This window comes from Methylorubrum zatmanii (genome assembly GCF_014845115.1).
GTDB lineage: Bacteria > Pseudomonadota > Alphaproteobacteria > Rhizobiales > Beijerinckiaceae > Methylobacterium > Methylobacterium zatmanii.
The window spans coordinates 31,769-51,186 of sequence record NZ_NKUI01000019.1 but is presented as its reverse complement, the minus strand read 5'-3'; the positions used below and the strand labels follow the sequence as shown (position 1 = coordinate 51,186).

General features: G+C 67.3%; 21 protein-coding genes and 1 tRNA gene. 15 read left to right on the top strand and 7 right to left on the bottom strand.

From position 1 onward, the window contains the following. Positions 1-16: 16 nt before the first annotated feature. Both MZTS_RS02865 and MZTS_RS02860 read right to left on the bottom strand, forming a co-directional pair. Positions 17-847, bottom strand: coding sequence for a Hint domain-containing protein (locus MZTS_RS02865; protein ID WP_343068687.1), 831 nt, complete (start codon positions 845-847; stop codon positions 17-19). Positions 848-1,518: 671 nt separating this feature from the next. Continuing rightward, positions 1,519-1,595: transfer RNA gene (locus MZTS_RS02860), tRNA-His, on the bottom strand. 145 nt (positions 1,596-1,740) lie between these two features. Between MZTS_RS02860 and MZTS_RS02855 the strand changes: the two genes are divergently transcribed. The 4 genes from MZTS_RS02855 to MZTS_RS02840 all read left to right on the top strand — a co-directional run bounded on the left by MZTS_RS02855 (position 1,741) and on the right by MZTS_RS02840 (position 5,437). Then, positions 1,741-3,582 carry a chloride channel protein gene (locus tag MZTS_RS02855; RefSeq protein ID WP_192281337.1) on the top strand — a complete coding sequence of 614 codons (1,842 nt, stop codon included), beginning with the start codon at positions 1,741-1,743 and terminating at the stop codon, positions 3,580-3,582. Between the two features lie 27 nt (positions 3,583-3,609). Continuing rightward, positions 3,610-4,104 (top strand): hypothetical protein, encoded by a 495-nt coding sequence (locus MZTS_RS02850; RefSeq protein ID WP_192281335.1) that lies wholly within the window; start codon positions 3,610-3,612, stop codon positions 4,102-4,104. A 9-nt stretch (positions 4,105-4,113) separates the two neighbouring features. Further along, on the top strand, positions 4,114-4,962 hold the full coding sequence (gene kdsA / locus MZTS_RS02845) for a 3-deoxy-8-phosphooctulonate synthase (protein ID WP_192281333.1): 849 nt from the start codon (positions 4,114-4,116) through the stop codon (positions 4,960-4,962). A gap of 175 nt (positions 4,963-5,137) precedes the next feature. Then, positions 5,138-5,437, top strand: coding sequence for a hypothetical protein (locus MZTS_RS02840; protein WP_192281330.1), 300 nt, complete (start codon positions 5,138-5,140; stop codon positions 5,435-5,437). A 94-nt stretch (positions 5,438-5,531) separates the two neighbouring features. Here the strand turns inward: MZTS_RS02840 and queF are convergent, their stop codons facing one another. Then, a complete protein-coding gene (queF, locus tag MZTS_RS02835; protein ID WP_192281328.1) occupies positions 5,532-5,993 on the bottom strand; it encodes a preQ(1) synthase in 462 nt (153 codons plus the stop codon). A 264-nt stretch (positions 5,994-6,257) separates the two neighbouring features. On the opposite strand from queF, the gene eno reads away from it, so the two are divergent. From eno to MZTS_RS02790, 9 genes are all read left to right on the top strand, one after another. Then, positions 6,258-7,547, top strand: a complete 1,290-nt coding sequence (eno, locus tag MZTS_RS02830; RefSeq protein WP_192281325.1) for a phosphopyruvate hydratase — start codon at positions 6,258-6,260, stop codon at positions 7,545-7,547. 135 nt (positions 7,548-7,682) lie between these two features. Then, positions 7,683-7,994 carry an FtsB family cell division protein gene (locus tag MZTS_RS02825; RefSeq protein WP_192281387.1) on the top strand — a complete coding sequence of 104 codons (312 nt, stop codon included), beginning with the start codon at positions 7,683-7,685 and terminating at the stop codon, positions 7,992-7,994. Positions 7,995-8,171: 177 nt separating this feature from the next. Next, positions 8,172-9,221 carry a pyruvate dehydrogenase (acetyl-transferring) E1 component subunit alpha gene (gene pdhA / locus MZTS_RS02820; protein ID WP_192281322.1) on the top strand — a complete coding sequence of 350 codons (1,050 nt, stop codon included), beginning with the start codon at positions 8,172-8,174 and terminating at the stop codon, positions 9,219-9,221. 43 nt (positions 9,222-9,264) lie between these two features. Beyond that, a complete protein-coding gene (locus MZTS_RS02815) occupies positions 9,265-10,713 on the top strand; it encodes a pyruvate dehydrogenase complex E1 component subunit beta (protein WP_192281319.1) in 1,449 nt (482 codons plus the stop codon). Beyond that, on the top strand, positions 10,714-10,992 hold the full coding sequence (locus MZTS_RS02810) for a DUF5076 domain-containing protein (protein WP_192281317.1): 279 nt from the start codon (positions 10,714-10,716) through the stop codon (positions 10,990-10,992). It begins immediately after the preceding gene. Between the two features lie 32 nt (positions 10,993-11,024). Continuing rightward, positions 11,025-12,446, top strand: coding sequence for a pyruvate dehydrogenase complex dihydrolipoamide acetyltransferase (locus MZTS_RS02805; RefSeq protein WP_192281314.1), 1,422 nt, complete (start codon positions 11,025-11,027; stop codon positions 12,444-12,446). 11 nt (positions 12,447-12,457) lie between these two features. Next, the gene (locus MZTS_RS02800) at positions 12,458-13,117 is read left to right on the top strand and encodes a hypothetical protein (RefSeq protein ID WP_192281311.1); all 660 of its coding nucleotides are present in this window, start codon (positions 12,458-12,460) and stop codon (positions 13,115-13,117) included. Between the two features lie 6 nt (positions 13,118-13,123). Continuing rightward, positions 13,124-14,563, top strand: a complete 1,440-nt coding sequence (gene lpdA, locus MZTS_RS02795; RefSeq protein ID WP_192281301.1) for a dihydrolipoyl dehydrogenase — start codon at positions 13,124-13,126, stop codon at positions 14,561-14,563. A 290-nt stretch (positions 14,564-14,853) separates the two neighbouring features. Next, on the top strand, positions 14,854-15,006 hold the full coding sequence (locus MZTS_RS02790; protein ID WP_192281298.1) for a hypothetical protein: 153 nt from the start codon (positions 14,854-14,856) through the stop codon (positions 15,004-15,006). Between the two features lie 120 nt (positions 15,007-15,126). Here MZTS_RS02790 and MZTS_RS02785 read toward each other — a convergent pair whose 3' ends face one another. The 3 genes from MZTS_RS02785 to MZTS_RS02775 all read right to left on the bottom strand — a co-directional run bounded on the left by MZTS_RS02785 (position 15,127) and on the right by MZTS_RS02775 (position 16,828). Continuing rightward, complete coding sequence (locus tag MZTS_RS02785) at positions 15,127-15,639, bottom strand: hypothetical protein (RefSeq protein WP_192281296.1); 513 nt, start codon at positions 15,637-15,639, stop codon at positions 15,127-15,129. Positions 15,640-15,753: 114 nt separating this feature from the next. Further along, the gene (locus MZTS_RS02780; RefSeq protein WP_192281294.1) at positions 15,754-16,464 is read right to left on the bottom strand and encodes a YoaK family protein; all 711 of its coding nucleotides are present in this window, start codon (positions 16,462-16,464) and stop codon (positions 15,754-15,756) included. A 145-nt stretch (positions 16,465-16,609) separates the two neighbouring features. Continuing rightward, positions 16,610-16,828, bottom strand: a complete 219-nt coding sequence (locus MZTS_RS02775) for a hypothetical protein (RefSeq protein WP_192281292.1) — start codon at positions 16,826-16,828, stop codon at positions 16,610-16,612. 220 nt (positions 16,829-17,048) lie between these two features. Here MZTS_RS02775 and MZTS_RS02770 point away from each other — a divergent pair, with 220 nt between their 5' ends. Both MZTS_RS02770 and MZTS_RS02765 read left to right on the top strand, forming a co-directional pair. After that, complete coding sequence (locus MZTS_RS02770; protein WP_192281290.1) at positions 17,049-17,345, top strand: hypothetical protein; 297 nt, start codon at positions 17,049-17,051, stop codon at positions 17,343-17,345. A gap of 80 nt (positions 17,346-17,425) precedes the next feature. Beyond that, positions 17,426-18,004, top strand: coding sequence for a L,D-transpeptidase (locus MZTS_RS02765; RefSeq protein WP_009865154.1), 579 nt, complete (start codon positions 17,426-17,428; stop codon positions 18,002-18,004). 63 nt (positions 18,005-18,067) lie between these two features. Here the strand turns inward: MZTS_RS02765 and MZTS_RS02760 are convergent, their stop codons facing one another. After that, the gene (locus MZTS_RS02760; protein WP_192281260.1) at positions 18,068-19,414 is read right to left on the bottom strand and encodes a PQQ-dependent sugar dehydrogenase; all 1,347 of its coding nucleotides are present in this window, start codon (positions 19,412-19,414) and stop codon (positions 18,068-18,070) included. Positions 19,415-19,418 lie beyond the last annotated feature (4 nt).

Here is a 19,418-nt window from a genome sequence, read left to right as displayed (position 1 = left end):
TTTCAGCCGTAAGGCCTCAGGCGGCAAGCCACTCGAGGGTGTCGGCAGCTTCCCAGGCGCAGGGAGCGCTGAGCGAGCCGGCGAACACCGCGTCGAGGCGCAGGCGCTCGGCCTCGACCACCGAACCCTCCACCGCCACCGGACGGCAGCGGCCGTTCCAGCCCGGGGCCACGAAGTCCGGGTTGTGCAGGGCATGATCCGAGGCTTCGGCGAAGAAGGCGCGGTCGCCGCCGTCGATGTAGCTTTCCGCCGGCAGGCCTTCGGCCAGCAGGATGTCGTGGGCATCGAGCTCGACGTGCCAGTAGGTGACGTGAGCGCGCGGCTCGCGGGTGATGGTGGTGCCGTTGATCAGGCACATCACGGGCACGAGCACGCCGCCCTCGTTGTCGGCATCGGCGCCGACCAGCACCGGGTGGCCGGGCGAGAGGAAGAGGTCGTTGACCGGCAGGCCGCCACCGAAGGCGCCGGCCCGGACGCGCACCGGCTGCTGGTTGACGTGCAGCGAACCGGCTTCCGCCACGATCTCGCGGTGGCCGATCCAGGTGATGGGACGCAGGGCGCCGGAGGCGGTGACGGCGAAGTCGCCGACCTGCAGATCCTCGACCGCGACTTCGCCACGCTCGGTGCGGATCTTCGTGCCGGTGACGAAGCAGACGATGTTCGGGCTGTCGGGCGCTTCAGCGCGGGTGATCGGCTGAAGCACATTGAGCAGCGGCAGGGTGCCGCCCTTGGTGACCGCGATCGCGGCCGGCGTGTTCAGGCCCACCGGCGTCAGCGAGAAGTAATAGGTCGGCTCTCCACCACCGGCCGGGACAGAGAAACCTTCGTAGGTCGCCGTGGTCGTCACCGGCAGAAGGCCCGCGACGGTGACCGTTGCAGCAATCTGATCACCGGGATTGGTGACATTGCCGGTAAGAGTTGCCGTGGTCAGGAGGGAGGTGAGGCTCGAGCCAGTAAAGCCGTTTGCTGCAATTGCACCGGTAGCGGCTTCGCCAGCAGTGAAATCAGTCGCGAAAGTCTCAGCCATTTGTGCCCCGCATTTATGTTTGTGCAAGGCATTGATCGGATAACGGACGAGCTTCGACCAGCCGTTGAAAAAGAAAGGTGCTTCCCGAAAGTAGTATCGCCTTTCGCGAAGGATTTTTGCATTGGAATATTATGATTTGTTATTGTGCAATATCGCCAGCAATGGCCACCCGGCCGAATCGAGCAACAGGCGGACGCGGCATGCTGCCCCGCAGGCCTGGGCATCGATTTCCTTGCTGAGACATGCCGTATCCGACGCAGATCCCCCCTCGTGCGGTCGGTTGCACCTTGCAGCGGGCAACAGCGGAGGATGCTCGGACGCTCCCGAGGGCGCCGCATCGGCCTATCGTCCCAGGATATTTGTGGGGATCCGACGGTTGCCGCGACGCCGTCCGTCGGCTCCGCGACCCGATCCCCTTCAAGGCTTCAGAAGCCCGAAACGAAACCGGAGCCCGAGCGATTGCCCGGACTCCGGCATGTCATTGAATGGGATGGTACCACCGCCCCGGCTCGAACGGGGGACCCCTAGATCCACAATCTAGTGCTCTAACCAACTGAGCTACGGCGGCACGTGAGGGGGGCATATCCCGAGCCTCTCGGCATTTCAAGCGTCTTGATGAGGCGACTGTGGATCGCGCCGGCTTTCCTGGGGTGATAGAGCGCGGTCCGATAGCCGAACGGCTTGAGATTTCGTCCCTTTTCCCCGCGAGTGCGATGAAACTTTCGTCATCCCCGTCCGGCACAGGCCCCTGGGTCCAGGCGCCGCTGCGGCTCAGGGCCTGGGTACGGGCGAGCGAGCTGGCCCTCGTGCTGCTCGCCGCCGTCACCGGCTGCCTCGGCGGCTTGGCCGTGGCGGCGATGAGCGGAGCGACGCAGATCCTCCGCGAGGTGCTTTACCGGCTCCCCTCCGGTCAACGGTTGAGCAGCCTGACGGCGCTGCCCGAGGGACTCTCGGGCCTGTCCTTCTTGGCCCCGGCGCTCGGCGGCGCCGTCCTCGGCCTGATGCTCCTGGTCTCGACCCGGGGCCGCGGCAAGGGCCGGCGCAGCGTGGTCGATCCGATCGAGGCCAACGCGCTGCATGGCGGACGGATGTCCCTGGGCGGCTCCCTCGACGTGGCGGCGCAGAACGTCGTCTCGAACGGGTGCGGCGCCTCGGTCGGGCTGGAGGCCGGCTATACCCAGGTCGCGGCGGGGCTCGCCTCCCGGCTCGGCATCGCCTTCCAGATGCGCCGCTCGGACCTGCGCACTCTTGTCGGCTGCGGGTCGGCCGCGGCCATCGCCGCCGCCTTCGGTTCGCCGCTCACGGGGGCGTTCTACGCCTTCGAACTGATCATCGGCACCTACACCATCGCGACGCTCGCACCCGTCGTGGTCGCGGCCCTGTGCGGCAGCTTGGTCGCGCGGGCATTGGCGCCGCAGCCGGCTCTCGTGGATGTCGGCGCCCTGGCGCTCGCCCGGAACGGTCCGGTGGGCGCGGGCGACACGCTGCCCTGCCTCGTCCTCGGCCTTGCCTGTGCCGGCTTCGCGGTGCTGCTGATGCGCGGCGTGACCTTGGTCGAGCGGGGTTTTCGCGCCTCGCGCCTGCCCGCGCCGGTTCGTCCCGTCCTCGGCGGGCTCTGTGTCGGCGGCCTCGCCCTGGCGACGACACCGCAGATCCTCTCGGCCGGGCACGGCGCGCTCCACGTCCACCTCGCGCCCGAGACGGCGACGGGGCTCCTCGCGCTCGCCGGTCTCATCGTCGCCAAGGCCGTGGCCTCGGCCGTGTCGATCGGATCGGGATTTCGCGGCGGCCTGTTCTTCGCCTCGCTGTTTCTCGGTGCCCTGGTCGGGCGCCTGTTCGCCGGGTTCGCGCCCCTGGTCTGGCCCGGCTTCGACGGCTTCAGCCTCGCACCGGTCGGCTACGCCGTCATCGGCATGAGCGCCTTCGCCGCCGCCATCGTCGGCGGTCCGCTCACCATGACCTTCCTCGCCCTGGAGATGACCGGCAGCTTTCCGGTGACGGCCCTGGTGCTCGCCTCGGTGATCGCCTCTGCCCTGACGGTGCGGAAGACCTTCGGCTATTCCTTCGCCACCTGGCGGTTCCATCTGCGCGGCGAGAGCATCCGCAGTGCCCACGATGTCGGATGGATGCGAAGCCTGACGGTGGGACGGATGATGCGCAAGGACATCCGCCCTGTGCCGCTCGATACGCCGATGGCGACGTTCCTGCGCGCCCATCCCCTCGGCTCGCCCTCCCGCGTGGTCGCGGTGGACGGTCAGGGCCGCTATGCCGGCATCATCCTCGTGCCCGACGCCCATGCCCGCGCTGCCGCATCGGGCGCGAGGCCTGCCGAACTCACAGACGTCGTCCGCTATGCGGAGGCCTTCCTCCTGGCCGATATGAGCGTGAAGCAGGCGGCCGAGGCCTTCGACGAGGCGGAGAGCGAAGCGCTTGCCGTGCTCGACGGTGCGGAGAGCCGGCGCGTCATCGGGCTCCTCACCGAGAGCCACACGCTCAAGCGCTACAGCGAGGAACTCGACCGCCAGCGCCGCTCCATGCTCGGCGAGGCGGCGTGAGAGAAGCGGCCGTGCTATGGCGGCGGCATGACCCTGCGCGCCCTCCTCGCCGGCCTCCTGCTATCCCTCGTCCTCACGGTCCCCGCCGGGGCGGATTCCTGCGATAGGTTCACCGTGCGGCTGATCAGGGGCACGGGCGTCGCCCTCGCCGGACGCAGCGGCTCGACGGTGGTGTTCCGTGCCGTCGATGCCGACCGGATGAGCCTCGACTGCGCCCCGCCCCGCCGGCTTCTGTTCCGTTCGGATCGCCGCGAGCCGCCGCGCGCCTTCTTCGTGCTGATCGGCCTCGCGGCGAAGACGCTGACCGGCGCCTCCCCCGAAGCCGTGGAGGCCCTCGCCCTGCGCCTGCACCAGGACAGCCTGCTCACCGGTGAGCCGCAGCTCGGTCGCAGCGACGGCGCGGTCCTGCGCTGTGATCCCGGTGACCGGCCCGACGGCATCGGCGGCGGCAGCCTCTGTCGCCTCGCGCCGGACCGGCCTCATCGCGGTCACGGCCTTTCCCACCGGGTGGCGAGGGGTTAGAGCCGAGCCATGTCCCAGACTGCACAGACCTCCGGTTCCGTCGTCCGCGTCGGCGGCGTCGCCTTCGCCAACCATCTGCCGCTGGCGCTGATCGCCGGCCCTTGCCAGCTCGAAGGGCGCAACCACGCCCTCGAAGTCGCCGCCGCCCTCAAGGAAATGGCGGCCGGGCTCGGCATCGGCCTCGTGTTCAAATCGTCCTTCGACAAGGCCAACCGCACCTCCGGCCGGACGGCCCGCGGCGTCGGGCTCGACGAGGCTCTGCCGGTCTTCGCCGAGATTCGCGAGAGCCTCGGGCTTCCGGTGCTCACGGACGTGCACGAGGCGGAGCAATGCGCCCGGGCGGCCGAGGCCGTCGATGTTCTCCAGATTCCGGCCTTCCTGTGCCGCCAGACCGATCTGCTGCTCGCCGCGGCGGCGACAGGCCGGGCGGTCAACGTCAAGAAGGGGCAGTTCCTCGCCCCCTGGGACATGGCCCATGTCGCGGCGAAGGTGACGGAGGCCGGCAATCCCAACGTCATCGTCACCGAACGCGGGGCCTCCTTCGGCTACAATACCCTCGTCTCCGACATGAGGGCTCTGCCGATCATGGCCCGGGTTACCGAGGGCGCGCCGGTCGTGTTCGACGCGACCCACTCGGTGCAGCAGCCGGGCGGGCAGGGCGCGACCTCCGGCGGCCAGCGCGAATTCGTCCCGGTGCTTGCCCGCGCCGCCGTCGCGGTGGGAGTGGCCGGCATTTTCATCGAGACCCATCCCGATCCCGATCGCGCGCCCTCGGATGGGCCAAACATGGTGGCTTTGGCCGACCTGCCGGCTCTGATCGAGACGCTGATGGCCTTCGACCGTATCGCGAAGACCTGACCGAGCCTCGGCGGATTCGGCTTCAGCTCTGGTTCAGCGAGCGCAGGTTATCCCCGTTTTCAGATGAGGTGAGGGAAGACACGGATAAAGGGCTGCCAGTAGTCCCGTATGCTGGGAACTTTCAGCCAAGCTCGGTGTTTTCCTGTCAAGATATTCCTCGACTGGAAAGGACGCTATGCGTAAACTCGCCCTCGTGACGGCCGCTCTGATCTCCGTCGGCACGCTGACCGCCACCTCCGCCGATGCACGCCCCTATGGCCGTGGCTACGGCCACCATTACGGTCATTATCATGGCGGCTACGGCACTCGGGCCTATTACGGTGGACGCCGCCGGGGCATCAGCACCGGTGCGGCCGTCGGCCTTGGCATCGCCGGCCTTGCCGCCGGTGCGATTGCCGCCGGTGCGGCCCGCGACGCCTATGCCCGGGATTCCTATTACGGTCGTCCGGCCTATGGCTACGATTACGGCTACTGAGGCGAAAGTCTCGTGAAACAGCAACAGGGCGGCCGGAGGATGCTCCGGCCGCCCTTTTCGTTTGGGCCTGCCATCGTCGAGGCCGGCTGCCCGCTCAGCCCCGGCCGCGATAGGGAGCGACACCCTGGTCCGGAAGCCAGACCGATTTCAGCGGCTCGCCCGTCTGCCAGAACACGTCGATCGGAATGCCGCCGCGGGGATACCAATACCCGCCGATCCGCAACCAGCGCGGCTCGAGAACCTCCACGAGGCGCCGGCCGATGCCCACGGTGCAATCCTCATGGAAGGCGCCGTGGTTGCGGAAGGCCCCGAGATAGAGCTTGAGCGATTTCGACTCCACCAGCCAGCGATCCGGCACATAATCGATGACGAGGGTGGCGAAGTCCGGCTGCCCGGTCACCGGGCAGAGGGAAGTGAATTCCGGCGCGGTAAAACGGGCGAGATAGTCGGTGTCGGCATGCGGGTTCGGCACTCGGTCGAGCTGCGCGGTTTCCGGAGAGGTCGGGAGCGGCGTCTGGCGGCCCAGCTGCCTGGCGTGGTGTTCGATGGGATCCATGACCGGCCTATACGCCCTGTGATCGCCGGCGCCTATTGTCATCGGCGAATGTCAGGATCACTGTGGGGGCGGGCCGCTCCGATGGCCGCCCAAAGCGGCGCATCGCAAAATTTGTGAAATCGGTGTGGGGTCGAAGGCAGGCCGGGAGCTTGCCCCCTTTCGAAGGTTGGCAGATAAGCCGGCATCGGAGAGCGTCGCAGGACGCGCGGCCCTCGAAGGCTCCCTGAGAGACGACCCCGCCGCGACGCACCGCAAGGAGCGCCCATGACCGCGATCACCAATATCGCCGCCCGCGAGATCCTCGACAGCCGTGGCAACCCCACCGTCGAGGTCGATGTCCTCTTGGAGGATGGCTCCTTCGGCCGCGCGGCGGTCCCCTCCGGCGCCTCGACCGGCGCCCACGAGGCGGTCGAGCTGCGCGACGGCGACAAGAGCCGCTACAACGGCAAGGGCGTGCTCAAGGCCATCGAGGCGATCCAGAACGACATTCTCGACGCCATCGGCGGCATGGATGCCGAGGATCAGGTCGCCGTCGATGAGGCGATGATCACCCTCGACGGAACGCCGAACAAATCGCGGCTCGGCGCCAACGCCATCCTCGGTGTCTCTCTCGCCGTGGCCAAGGCCGCCGCCGAGACCTCCGGCCTGCCGCTCTACCGCTATGTCGGCGGCGTGCAGGGCCGGGTGCTGCCGGTGCCGATGATGAACATCGTCAACGGCGGGGCGCATGCCGACAACCCCATCGACTTCCAGGAATTCATGGTGATGCCGGTCGGCGCCACCTCGCTCTCGGACGCGGTGCGGATGGGCGCCGAGATCTTCCACACCCTCAAGAGCGCCCTGAAGAAGGCTGGCCACAACACCAATGTCGGTGATGAGGGCGGCTTCGCCCCGAATCTGCCATCGGCGGAGGCTGCCCTCGATTTCGTGATGGAGTCGATCAACGCCGCCGGCTTCAAGCCGGGCAGCGACGTGGTGCTGGCGCTCGACTGCGCCTCGACCGAGTTCTTCAAGGACGGCGCCTACCATTACGAGGGCGAGGGCCAGACCCGCTCCATCGAGCAACAGGTCGAGTACCTCGCCAAGCTGACGCAGGATTACCCGATCCTCTCCATCGAGGACGGCATGGCCGAGGACGATTGGGAGGGCTGGAAGCTTCTGACCGACCGCATCGGCAGCCGGGTTCAGCTCGTCGGCGACGACCTGTTCGTCACCAATGTCGACCGGCTCGCCCGCGGCATCGAATCGGGCACGGCCAACTCGATCCTGGTGAAGGTCAACCAGATCGGCTCGCTCACCGAGACGCTCGCGGCCGTCGATATGGCCCAGCGCGCCGGCTACACCGCGGTGATGTCCCACCGCTCCGGCGAGACCGAGGATTCGACCATCGCCGACCTCGCCGTCGCCACCAATTGCGGGCAGATCAAGACCGGCTCCCTCGCCCGCTCGGACCGGCTGGCCAAGTACAACCAGCTCATCCGCATCGAGGAAGGCCTGGGCGCCCAGGCGCTCTATGCCGGCCGCAGCGCGATTCGTCAGCTCGCCGGCCGTTGATCGGCGCCTGAGCGGCAAGGGGCGCGGCGAGCCGAATGGGCTCGCCGCGCCCCTCTTTTTGCGCTCCCGGCCCAGCGCTCCGTCGTCGCCCGGCAACGCTTTCTTCACCTTGATCGGGCGATCCTCGTGCCCGCCATGGTTATTCGCCGCCGCGTCCGCGCCATCGTCGTTCCTGCCGTCCTGTGGACGGTGTCCGCGCTCGTCGTCGGCTACTTCGTGCATCAGGCGGAGAGCGGCAATCGTGGCCTGGAGGCCAAGCGGGCGCTCAAGATCGAGGCCTACGGTCTGACCCAGGAACTCAACGTCGCCAGGGCTGAGCGCACGACCTGGGAGCACCGGGTCTCCCTGCTGCGCAGCGAGCAGATCGACCGTGATCTTCTGGAAGAACGGGCCCGCGTGGTGCTGGGCCGTGTTCATCCCAACGACATCGTCATCATAGATCCATAGATTTTTTAGCGCCGGCTCAATTGTTCAAAATAGCATTTGAACAACCCTGTTTTAATTGTGTCACCGAATCGACAAGCGTTGCGGTGACAGGACTTGGCCGCTGTCAGTCCACCCCTCGATTTCCGTAAGTCGCTGTCCTAGAACCCCGCGTAACAGCGAGCTTTCTGGAGGACGCCGATGGGTGCGGGCAGCGAGGCGGGGAAACCTGCGACGGACACGGATGCGCCGCAGCACCGGCCTGCCCCGAACATTCCTCAGTTCACCCGGGACGAGGATCTCCACGCCTACCGCGAGATGCTGCTGATCCGCCGCTTCGAGGAGAAGGCAGGCCAGCTCTACGGCATGGGCCTGATCGGCGGCTTCTGCCACTTGTACATCGGTCAGGAGGCGGTCGTCGTCGGCGTGCAGATGGCCGGCGAGGACGGAGACCAGAACATCACCGGCTACCGTGACCACGGCCACATGCTGGCCTGCGGTATGGACGCCAAGGGCGTGATGGCCGAGCTGACCGGGCGCCGCGGCGGCTATTCCCGCGGCAAGGGCGGCTCGATGCACATGTTCAGCCGCGAGAAGCAGTTCTTCGGCGGCCACGGCATCGTCGGCGCGCAAGTCGCGCTCGGCACCGGCCTCGCCTTCGCCGACGCCTACCTCAAGAACGGCAAGGTCAGCTTCACCTATATGGGCGACGGCGCGGCCAACCAGGGCCAGGTCTACGAGAGCTTCAACATGGCGGCCCTGTGGAAGCTGCCGGTGGTCTACATCGTCGAGAACAACCGCTACGCCATGGGCACCTCGGTGGCCCGCGCCTCGGCGCAGACGGACTTTTCCAAGCGCGGCCTCTCCTTCGGCATCCCCGGTGAGCAGGTCGACGGCATGGATGTGCGCACGGTGCGCGAGGCCGCAGCCCGCGCGATCCAGCACGCCCGCTCGGGCGAGGGGCCCTACATCCTCGAGATGCAGACCTACCGCTATCGCGGCCACTCGATGTCCGACCCGGCCAAGTACCGGTCGAAGGACGAGGTCTCGAAGATGCGCGACGAGCACGACCCCATCGAGATGGTGCGCAAGCGCCTGATCGAGGCGCATGGCGTGCCGGAGGCCGACCTAAAGGGCATCGATGCCAAGGTCCGCGAGATCGTCAACGAATCCGCCGATTTCGCCACCCACGACGCCGAGCCCGATCCGTCGGAGCTTTGGACCGACATTCTTCTCGAAGCCCGCGCCTGAGGCGCCCGACCGTCGACGCACCCGGATCGATAGAGCAGCGCAAATGGCGACCGACATTCTGATGCCCGCCCTCTCTCCGACCATGGAGGAGGGAAAGCTCGCCAAGTGGCTCAAGAAGGAGGGCGACGCGGTCAAGGCCGGCGACGTGCTCGCCGAGATCGAGACCGATAAGGCGACCATGGAGGTCGAGGCGATCGACGAGGGTGTGCTGGCCAAGATCCTGGTGCCGGACGGCACCGAGAACGTGGCCGTCAACACGCCCATCGCCATCATCGCCGAAGAGGGCGAGGACGTCTCGGCCGCCGCCGCGAGCGGCGGCAAGGGCAAGCCCAACGGCGCCGATGGCGGCGCCCCGGCCCCGACGCCCGACATGGACGCCGAGGGCATGACGGAAAAACCGTCCGCCACCGCCAAGAGCGGTGAGGATGCTCCGAAGGCGACGGCGGCGCCGGCCGTCATCACCAACAAGGCGCCAGCCCCGGTGATGGAGGAATTCCCGGCCGATTCACCGATGGTGACCACGACCGTGCGCGAGGCCCTGCGCGATGCCATGGCCGAGGAAATGCGCAAGGACGACAAAGTCTTCGTGATGGGCGAGGAGGTCGCCGAGTATCAGGGCGCCTACAAGATCACGCAGGGACTGCTTCAGGAATTCGGCGCCCGCCGCGTGGTCGATACCCCGATCACCGAGCACGGCTTCGCCGGTATCGGCGTCGGCGCGGCCTTCATGGGCCTCAAGCCCATCGTCGAGTTCATGACCTTCAACTTCGCCATGCAGGCGATCGACCACATCATCAACTCGGCGGCCAAGACCCTCTACATGTCCGGCGGCCAGCTCGGCTGCCCGATCGTGTTCCGCGGCCCCAACGGCGCCGCCGCCCGCGTCGGCGCCCAGCACAGCCACGATTACGCCGCGTGGTACTCCAACGTACCGGGCCTCAAGGTGATCGCGCCCTACACGGCCTCCGACGCCAAGGGCCTGCTCAAGGCGGCGATCCGCGATCCCAACCCGGTGATCTTCCTCGAGAACGAGATCCTCTACGGCCAGTCCTTCCCGGTGCCGCAGATCGAGGATCTGGTGCTGCCGATCGGCAAGGCCCGCATCCACCGTCCCGGCACGGACGTCACACTCGTCTCCTTCTCCATCGGCATGACCTACGCCCTCAAGGCGGCCCAGATTCTGTCCGAGCAGGGCATCGAGGCGGAGGTGATCGACCTGCGCACGATCCGGCCGATGGACAGCGCCACGGTGGTGGAATCGGTCAAGAAGACCGGCCGCTGCGTCTGCGTCGAGGAAGGCTTCCCGCAATCGGGCGTCGGCGCCGAGATCGTCGCCCGCCTGATGGTCGATGCCTTCGACTATCTCGACGCTCCGGTGCTGCGGGTGACCGGCAAGGACGTGCCGATGCCCTACGCCGCGAACCTGGAGAAGCTGGCTCTGCCGAGCGTGGCGGAAGTCGTCGAAGCCGCCAAGAGCGTCTGCTACAAGTAAATGTCTCAGGAATTCGAAGAACTCGATATCCCGCCCGACGCCCTGGAACAGGGCGGGATCGAGATTGTGCGCGCCTCCATCGTCGACGGGGCCGTGAGCGTCGCGCTCCGGCGTGCCTTCGACGATCCGGCGACCTGGGGCCGCCTGCTGATCGATCTCGCGCGCCAGGCCGCCCGCGCCTACGCCCTGGAGACGGACACCTCGGAGGAGGAAGCCTTCGAGCGGATCCGCGCCGGGTGGGAGGCCGAAAGCCTCGACCCCAACAACGTCCTCAACTGACCCCTTCTTGAAGGCCGCTCGGGAACGACACGATGCCGATCAACGTCCTGATGCCCGCCCTTTCGCCGACGATGGAGAAGGGCAACCTCGCCAAGTGGCTCAAAAAAGAGGGCGACGCGATCAAGTCCGGCGACGTGATCGCCGAGATCGAGACCGACAAGGCGACCATGGAGGTCGAGGCTGTCGATGAGGGCGTGCTGGCCAAGATCCTGGTGGCCGAAGGCACGGCGGACGTGCCGGTCAACGAGCTGATCGCGTTGATCGCGGAAGAGGGCGAGGATCCGGCGAGCGTCCAGGCGCAGAAGGCCGGCGGCGAGGCGAAGACCGCCCCCGTCGAGCCCAAGGGCACGCCCGATCAGAACGCCGCACCGGATGGCAGCCACGCCTCCTACGCCCGGGTCGATCAGGCGCCGGAAGGGGCCAAACCGAACGGGGCTGCGCCGGCCGCCGCCTCCGAAGCGGGAGGCCGCGTCTTCGCCTCGCCGCTCGCCCGCCGCATCGCCAAGCAGGAGGGGCTCGATCTCTCCGCCGTGAAGGGCTCGGGCCCGCATGGCCGGGTGATCCAGCGCGACGTGCAGGATGCGCTGGCCAACGGGACGGGCAAGGGGACGGCTAAGGGAGCGGACAAGGCTGCCGCCGCGCCGGCTCCGGCAGAGAAGCCGGCCGCTGCCCCGGCGCCGAAGGCCGCTCCGGCGGGCGGCGCACCGGCCGGCCTCAGCCTGGAACAGGTCAAGGGCTTCTACGAGAAGGGCTCCTACGAGGAGGTCTCCCTCGACGGCATGCGCAAGACCATCGCCAAGCGCCTCACCGAGGCGATGCAGGTCGCCCCGCACTTCTATCTCACCGTCGATTGCGAACTCGATGCGCTGATGAAGCTGCGCGAGACGCTGAATGCCGCCGCCGGCAAGGACAAGGACGGCAAGCCGCTGTTCAAGCTCTCGGTCAACGACTTCGTCATCAAGGCGATGGGCCTCGCCCTGACCCGCGTCCCGGCGGCCAACGCTGTCTGGGCGGAGGATCGGATCCTGCGCTTCAAGCATGTCGAGGTCGGTGTGGCGGTGGCCATCGACGGCGGCCTGTTCACGCCCGTCATCCGCCGGGCCGACGAGAAGACGCTCTCCACCATCTCCAACGAGATGAAGGACTTCGCCAGCCGGGCGCGGGCCAAGAAGCTGAAGCCGGAAGAGTACCAGGGCGGCGTCACCTCGGTGTCGAATCTCGGCATGTTCGGCATCAAGCACTTCACCGCCGTGATCAACCCGCCGCAATCGACCATCCTCGCGGTCGGCGCCGGCGAGAAGCGGATCGTCGTCCGGGACGGGCAGCCGGCGGTGGCGCAGGTGATGACCTGCACCCTCTCCTGCGATCACCGCGTCCTCGACGGCGCCCTCGGCGCCGAGCTGATCGCGGCCTTCAAGGGGCTGATCGAGAACCCGATGGGCATGCTGGTCTGAGGCCCACTTCCGTGCAAGCCTGGATCATCTCTGCCATCGGTGCTCTGCTCGCGCTCACTGCCGCAAACGGCATCAGACCTGCGCGAGCCGAGCCGGTCCCAGACTTTCCAATGTTTGTCGATGGCAAACCGGTCTTTCGCCATATCGAATCGGGAAACCCGGATATTTTGCGGTCGGAAGCCGATTTGTCGCTGGTCGATGAAGCAGCGCTTCGGGCTTACGCTGCACAAAGGAAAGACGTCAGGGTCAGTGACATCCGCCGAGCACTCTCAGATGCAACCTACTCGACGTATTCTGGATTTCATGGAACTCAGATAGAGTACGCGGGAGCAGATGGGTCCGTCCATCTCTGGTATCCTGGAAATTCCACGATTCTACGGGGTCAATGGAAGCCCAGGCAAGCTTTCGTCGAATATTTTGTAAACGGCAAACTTCTGCGCAGGTTTGAGAACTCGCAAGTCTGTTTCCGATATGGCGCCGGGACTTACAATCCGGCCACAGGCCACACGGGCGATGGCTGGGAATGTCAACCGTTCCAAGCCTATCGCAAGCATATCGCTGAGACCAAGCGTGGCGATTTTCTGCGGATGAAGACAAGGTTCGAAGTACCTTTCGTCCTCTCGAAAGAAAAATTCTCCCTTGCCGCCCTGCGCGCTCGCATCCGGAGCTAAACGGTCATGTCCGAAACCTACGACGTCCTCATCATCGGCGCCGGACCTGGCGGCTACGTCACCGCGATCCGCGCGGCGCAGCTCGGGTTCAAGACGGCGGTGGTCGACCGCGAGCATCTTGGCGGCATCTGCCTCAACTGGGGCTGCATCCCGACCAAGGCGCTGCTGCGCTCCGCCGAGATCTACCACTACATGCAGCACGCCGCCGATTACGGGCTCTCCGCCAAGGAGGTCAGCTTCGATGCGGCAGCCATCGTCAAGCGCTCCCGGGGCGTCTCGGGCCGGCTCAACGGCGGCGTCGGCATGCTGCTCAAGAAGAACAAGGTCGACGTGATCTGGGGCGAGGCCACGATCGATGCGGCGGCCAAGGGCAACGAACCCGGCAAAGTGACGGTCAAGGAGACCAAGCGGGCCGAGGCGCCGAAGGGCGCCAAGGGCGCGGGCACCTATCAGGCCAAGCACATCGTCGTCGCCACCGGCGCCCGGCCGCGGGTGCTGCCCGGTATCGAGCCCGACAAGAAGCTGATCTGGACCTATTACGACGCCATGGTCCCGGAGACGATGCCCAAAAGCCTGTTGGTGATGGGCTCGGGCGCCATCGGCATCGAGTTCGCCTCGTTCTACCGCACCATGGGCGCCGAGGTGACGGTGATCGAGCTGCTGCCGCAGATCCTCCCCGTAGAGGATGCGGAGATCGCCGGCCTCGCCCGCAAGCGCTTCGAGAAGCAAGGCATCAAGATCCTCACCGGCGCCAAGGTGACGAAGGTCGAGAAGGGCGCCGATTCCGTCACCGCCACGGTGGAGGACGACAAGGGCAAGACGCAGACGCTCACCGCCGAGAAGCTGATCTCGGCGGTCGGCGTCGTCGGCAACATCGAAAATCTGGGCCTCGAGAAGCTCGGGGTGAAGATCGAGCGCGGCGTCGTCGTCAATGACGGGCTCGGCCGCACCAACGTGCCCGGCCTCTACGCCATCGGCGACGTGGCCGGCCCGCCGATGCTCGCCCACAAGGCCGAGCATGAGGGCGTGATCTGCATCGAGACCATCAAGGGGCTGCACACCCATCCGATGGACAAGGGCAAGATTCCCGGCTGCACCTATTGCCACCCGCAGATCGCCAGCGTCGGCCTGACCGAGGCGAAGGCAAAGGATCTCGGCTTCTCGATCAAGGTCGGCCGCTTCCCCTTCGCGGGCAACGGCAAGGCAATTGCCCTGGGCGAGCCGGACGGCCTCATCAAGACGATCTTCGACGCCAAGACCGGCCAGCTGCTCGGGGCTCACATGATCGGCGCCGAGGTGACGGAGCTGATCCAAGGCTATGTCGTCGCCATGAACCTGGAGACGACCGAGGAAGAGCTGATGCACACGGTCTTCCCGCATCCGACGCTCTCCGAGATGATGCATGAGAGCGTGCTCGACGCCTATGGCCGCGTGATCCACACGTAGGCGAAGGTGGACTTCTCTCGCTGAGGTAAAGCGTCTCAACGTGCGCGGGACTTGGCTGCGAGCCCCGATCCCGCGCACGACGTGTGTCGACGCCCTGCGGGGATTGTCGGCCCGTGGCGGCATCTGCGCCTCGCGGCGGCGAAGCGTCACCGGCGTTGGTCCCAACACGGGAAAAAGATTTCACTCTGGTGGTAGCGTCACCGGGGAATGATGTGCTGCGGTTGCATTTCCGTTAGCTCGACGTCGTATATGTCGGCGGTCATTCGCCCTGGACGCGAGGCCCGCCTTTTATGATCCTACGAATTCTTCTGCTTATCGTCGGGCTCTGCGTCGTCTACTTCTCGCTCGCCTCTCTACGCGTGCATCTCTACGTCACGCTGCTGTTGCTCTTCATCTGTGCCGGGCCTCTGAGCTACCTCATCTTCCGTGAGGAAACCGAGTAGACGGTGCGAGTTTCGAAGCCGGAACGGGCGTGAGGGCAGGGACGAAGGGCGGTCGGCGGCCGACCGTCCTTCGCGTAGTTCGCGGCTGAGCCCCGGCATCGGGCCTGATCGGGCCTGCGATCAGCGGGGACCGCCGCCGCGCCGCATCGCGATCTCCTGACCCTCCTGATGGACTGCGCCGGATGGCGGGTTCCGTTCGTTGGGGACCGGATTCATGCCCTCGTGGGCTGTGCGGGAGGCCGGGCGGTTGGCGGCGGGATCGCCTGCGGCGCGTTTCAGGGCAAGGGCGCGCCGGGCGCCGGAGACCGTCCGGCCGCGGGCATCGGCGGACCGGCGGCGTTCGTGCTCCTTGCTGACGCGCTTGACGGCAGCGGCGAGCAGGGCTGCCTTCTCACGGGTGCCGCTGTTGTCGGTGGCCGGGCTCGATCCGGAAGGGGCGGCCTTGCCGCGCACCTCCCGACGTTGACGGCGGGACACGTCTCGGGCCCGGTCCCGGCGCTCCCGCAGCAGGCGGATCAGCTCCGGCAGGGCCCGGGCGTCCTCCCGCTCCAGTTCGGGATGGTGCGACCGCTTCACCAGTTCGGTCTCGCCGGCATCCAGCAGCCGCTCTTCGCGGCGTCGCGATACGGACATGATCTCTCCCGTGGCAGTTTCGAGGCGGGGAGGGAGGTTCTGTCGCCCCCTCCCTGTCGCCAACGAATGCAGATCGGGATCGTTGCCTGATCCGGCCCGAACGGCGTAACCGCCCTACGGGGCCGTAAGCCGGCGGGCCGAACTGATGCCGGGCAGGGCCATCAGCGCCAGCAGGCCCGCGGCGACGAACAGCAGGGTGTTGCCGAGCAGACGCCACGACACCACGCCAATCACGCCTCCGGCGAGGAAGGCGGCGACCGTCACGCCATAGAGCTGCATCTTGCCCGCATCCGGCCCCGGATGGACGCCCCCGCGCCGTGCCAGCAAATGGGCAAGGCCGATGCCGAGATCGGTCACCATGCCGGTCACATGGGTGGTCCGCACGCGGGCATCGGTGATCTGCGTCACGGTCGCGTTCTGGAGGCCGAGTAGGAAGCTCAGCCCCAGAACGAGGATCGCTCCATGCGCCGCCGGCGGCAGCCAAGCGCCAAGGAGCCCGAGCCCGACGAGCAGCACCGCCTCCGCGAGCACGCTGTAGGCATAGATACCGCGCAGGCGACGGTGGCGCCCGGCACTGATGAGCAGGGTCGCGCACAGAGCCCCGGCCATGAAGGTGGCCACCAGTGCCAGGGCCTGGACGGCGAGAGCCAACTCGCCGAGGCCGAGATGGTCGGCCAGCGCCGAGACGTTGCCGGTCATGTTCGACGAGAAGCTGCCGAAGGCGCAGAAGCCGGCGGCGTTCAGGGCTCCGGCGATGCTCGCGAAGGACCATGCGAGGCGCCGGTCGATGCGCAGGCTGCGGGCGTGACCTTCGTGAACGAGCATCGCGTGAGTATCGTCGGCCGGCGGGGAGGGGCGTGTCGCCGCCATTCTACACGCTGCGCAGCCCCTGCAAGCGGGTGGCCTTATCTCATGCGCTGCGGTGATGGACCTCGGGACGCTGACGCGAAGCCCGCCCTGTCACGGCTTCTCATTGCTTCCCTTCGGCCGGACGATGCTTCTGCGGCCCGTGTCCCGCTTGGCCGCCATGATTGTGCTTGTTGTGGTCGCGGTTCTCCCGCTGCGAGGTGCTGCGGGGCTCGCGCGGGGGTTCGGACCGGCGCTTGCCCCCACCGCCCGCCGGCACGTTCGGCCCTTCCTTGTGCTCGATGGTGCGGATCTTGAGGTCGTGGGTCTTGTCGCCGGCCATGGGATCATTCCTCCGTTGTCGGGCGAGGTGCATGTCCGGGCAACCGGGGCGACTCGCCGACGTTCCGAAATCCGGCCCGCTCGCCGGCTCGGGCCTGCGCCGATCCCGCCATGGCCGCCTCTCCAGCCGGATGTCCACAGGCTCGACCGAACCGGGTAAGATCTCGTTAACCATTTCGGTATGTTCTATCTTCGTTCTCACACCGAGTCGGAGAGAGACCATGCGCAAGCCTCAAGCCTCGTCCCAGCCGGTCGAGCGGAGCCGAGGCGCGTTCCCGCCCCCTGCTTCACCCGCTGCAGCACCTCCCCCGAGCACGCTTCGGGAGAACCCGGCTTCCTGCCCGGTGGAGGATATCGCCCAGGCCTATCTCACCAGCACGCAGGGCGATGCCGGGATAGCCCTGCGCTGCGCCATCACCGACGCGCTGTCGGACCTGATGGAGGCAGAGCGCCGGGCCCGCGAGAACAGCCGCCTCATCTCGCGCGGCTACGTCCGTAGCCTCGCACCGCAAGAATGAGCGCCGCCTGCGTCGTCAACGGTGCTTGAAGCGCGGCGGAGCAGGAGCATCTTCCTCTTCGCCGAAGCCAAGAGTGCCCCATGCGCCTGTTCCTGTCCGCCCTCGTTACGGCTTTCGCCCTGACAGCCGCATCGCTGCCGGCGCGGGCCGATCTGCTCGTCGCCGTCGACAAGGACGCTCAGCGCATGAGCGTCCTTGTCGATGGAGAGATCCGGTACACGTGGCCGGTCTCCACCGGGATCGCCGGCCACGACACCCCGAACGGCAGCTATCGCCCGTTCCGCATGGAAAAGACCCACTTCTCCCGGGAATGGGACAACGCGCCGATGCCGCATGCGATCTTCTTCACGCAGGTCGGCCACGCGATCCACGGCACCACCCAGACCCGCCGCCTCGGCCGCGCCGCCTCGCATGGCTGCGTCCGCCTCTCGCAACGCAATGCCGCGACGCTGTTCGCTCTGGTGAAGCAACAGACCATGGCGAGGACGCGGGTGGTGATCGAGGGCAGCGGAGAGGCCGGCGAGGGCGTCGTCGCCGTGCGCTCGCGGGGCCGGGACTGGGAGGAGCGGGACTTCTACGACGCCCCGCCGCGGCGCCGGTATCGCGATGCCTTCGACGGCGAGTACGGGCCCGGCGTCGGCTACGGCGATCTGTACTGACGGTCAGGACGCCTCACGAGACGCCCGGCCGCGACGGCGCGGCGGGCGTTTCATGGGAGAGCCTCAGTGCGATGCCGTGCCGCCGCTCACCCGCCAGACCGCGTTGCCGACATCGTCGGTGACCAGCAGCGCGCCGCCCTTGTCGATGGCGAGGCCGACCGGCCGTCCCTGCGCCTTCTCCTCTTGGTTGAGGAAGCCGGTGAGGGCATCGCGCGGAGCGGCTGCGGGCTTTCCTTCGGCGAAGGGAACGTAGATCACCTTGTAGCCGCTCTTCGGCCGGCGGTTCCACGAGCCGTGCTGGGCGACGAACAGGCCGCTCTTCCAGGCTTCGGGCAGGCTCGACGCCATCGAGAAGGCGATGCCGAGGGAGGCGGTGTGGGTGCCGACCGCGTAATCGGGCGCGATGGCTGTCGCCACCTTCTGCGGCTGCGGCGGCTTCACCCGCTCGTCGACATGCTGGCCCCAATAACTCCATGGCCAGCCGTAGAACGCGCCGTCCTTCACGCTGGTGATGTAATCCGGCACGAGATCGCTGCCGATCTCGTCGCGCTCGTTCACCGCCGTCCAGAGAGCGCCGCTCACCGGTTCGAAGGCGAGGCCATTGGGGTTGCGCAGGCCGGTGGCGAATTCCCGCATCGTCTTGCCGGCGATGTCGTATTCCCAGATGGCGGCACGACCCTTCTCGATGTCGAGGCCGTTCTCGCCGACATTGCTGTTCGAGCCGACCGTGATGAACAGCTTGCGGCCGTCCCGGCTGGCGATGACGTTCTTGGTCCAGTGGTGGTTGATGCCGGCGGGAAGATCCACGACCTTCTCCGGGCGCGCCGTGATCTCGGTCTGTCCCTCCGTGTAGGGCACGCGCACCAGCGCATCGGCATTGGCTACGTAGAGGTCGGAGCCGACCAGCGCCATGCCGAAGGGGGAGGTGAGCCCCTTCAGGAAAACGTGGCGCTCTTCCGCCACGCCGTCGTTGTCCCTGTCGCGCAGGAGCACGATGCGATTGGCGCTCTCGCCGCCGGCCCCGGCGAGGCCCTTCACCTTGTCGGCGACCCAGTCGGTGACGCCGGTCGAGGTGTCACCGGATTTCGGCGCCTGGCTCTCGGCGACCAGAACGTCGCCGTTCGGCAGGACGACGGGCCAGCGCGGGTGGTCGAGGCCGGTGGCGAAGGCGGTGACCGTCAGTCCCTCCGCCGCCCGGGGCATCGCTCCCGCCGGCCAGCGCGCCACGCGGGCGATGTTGACGGTCGGCATCAGCGTCGGATTCGGCGGCGGCAAGGTTGGGTTCGCGCCGCTGCTCTGCGCGATGTCGAGCGCGGCGGATTCGGGATAGATGACGAAGCGCAGGAAGGCGGCGCCTCCCACCAGCACGACGGCGAGGGCGGCGAGGCCCAGCTTGGAAGACGTCCGCATCGGC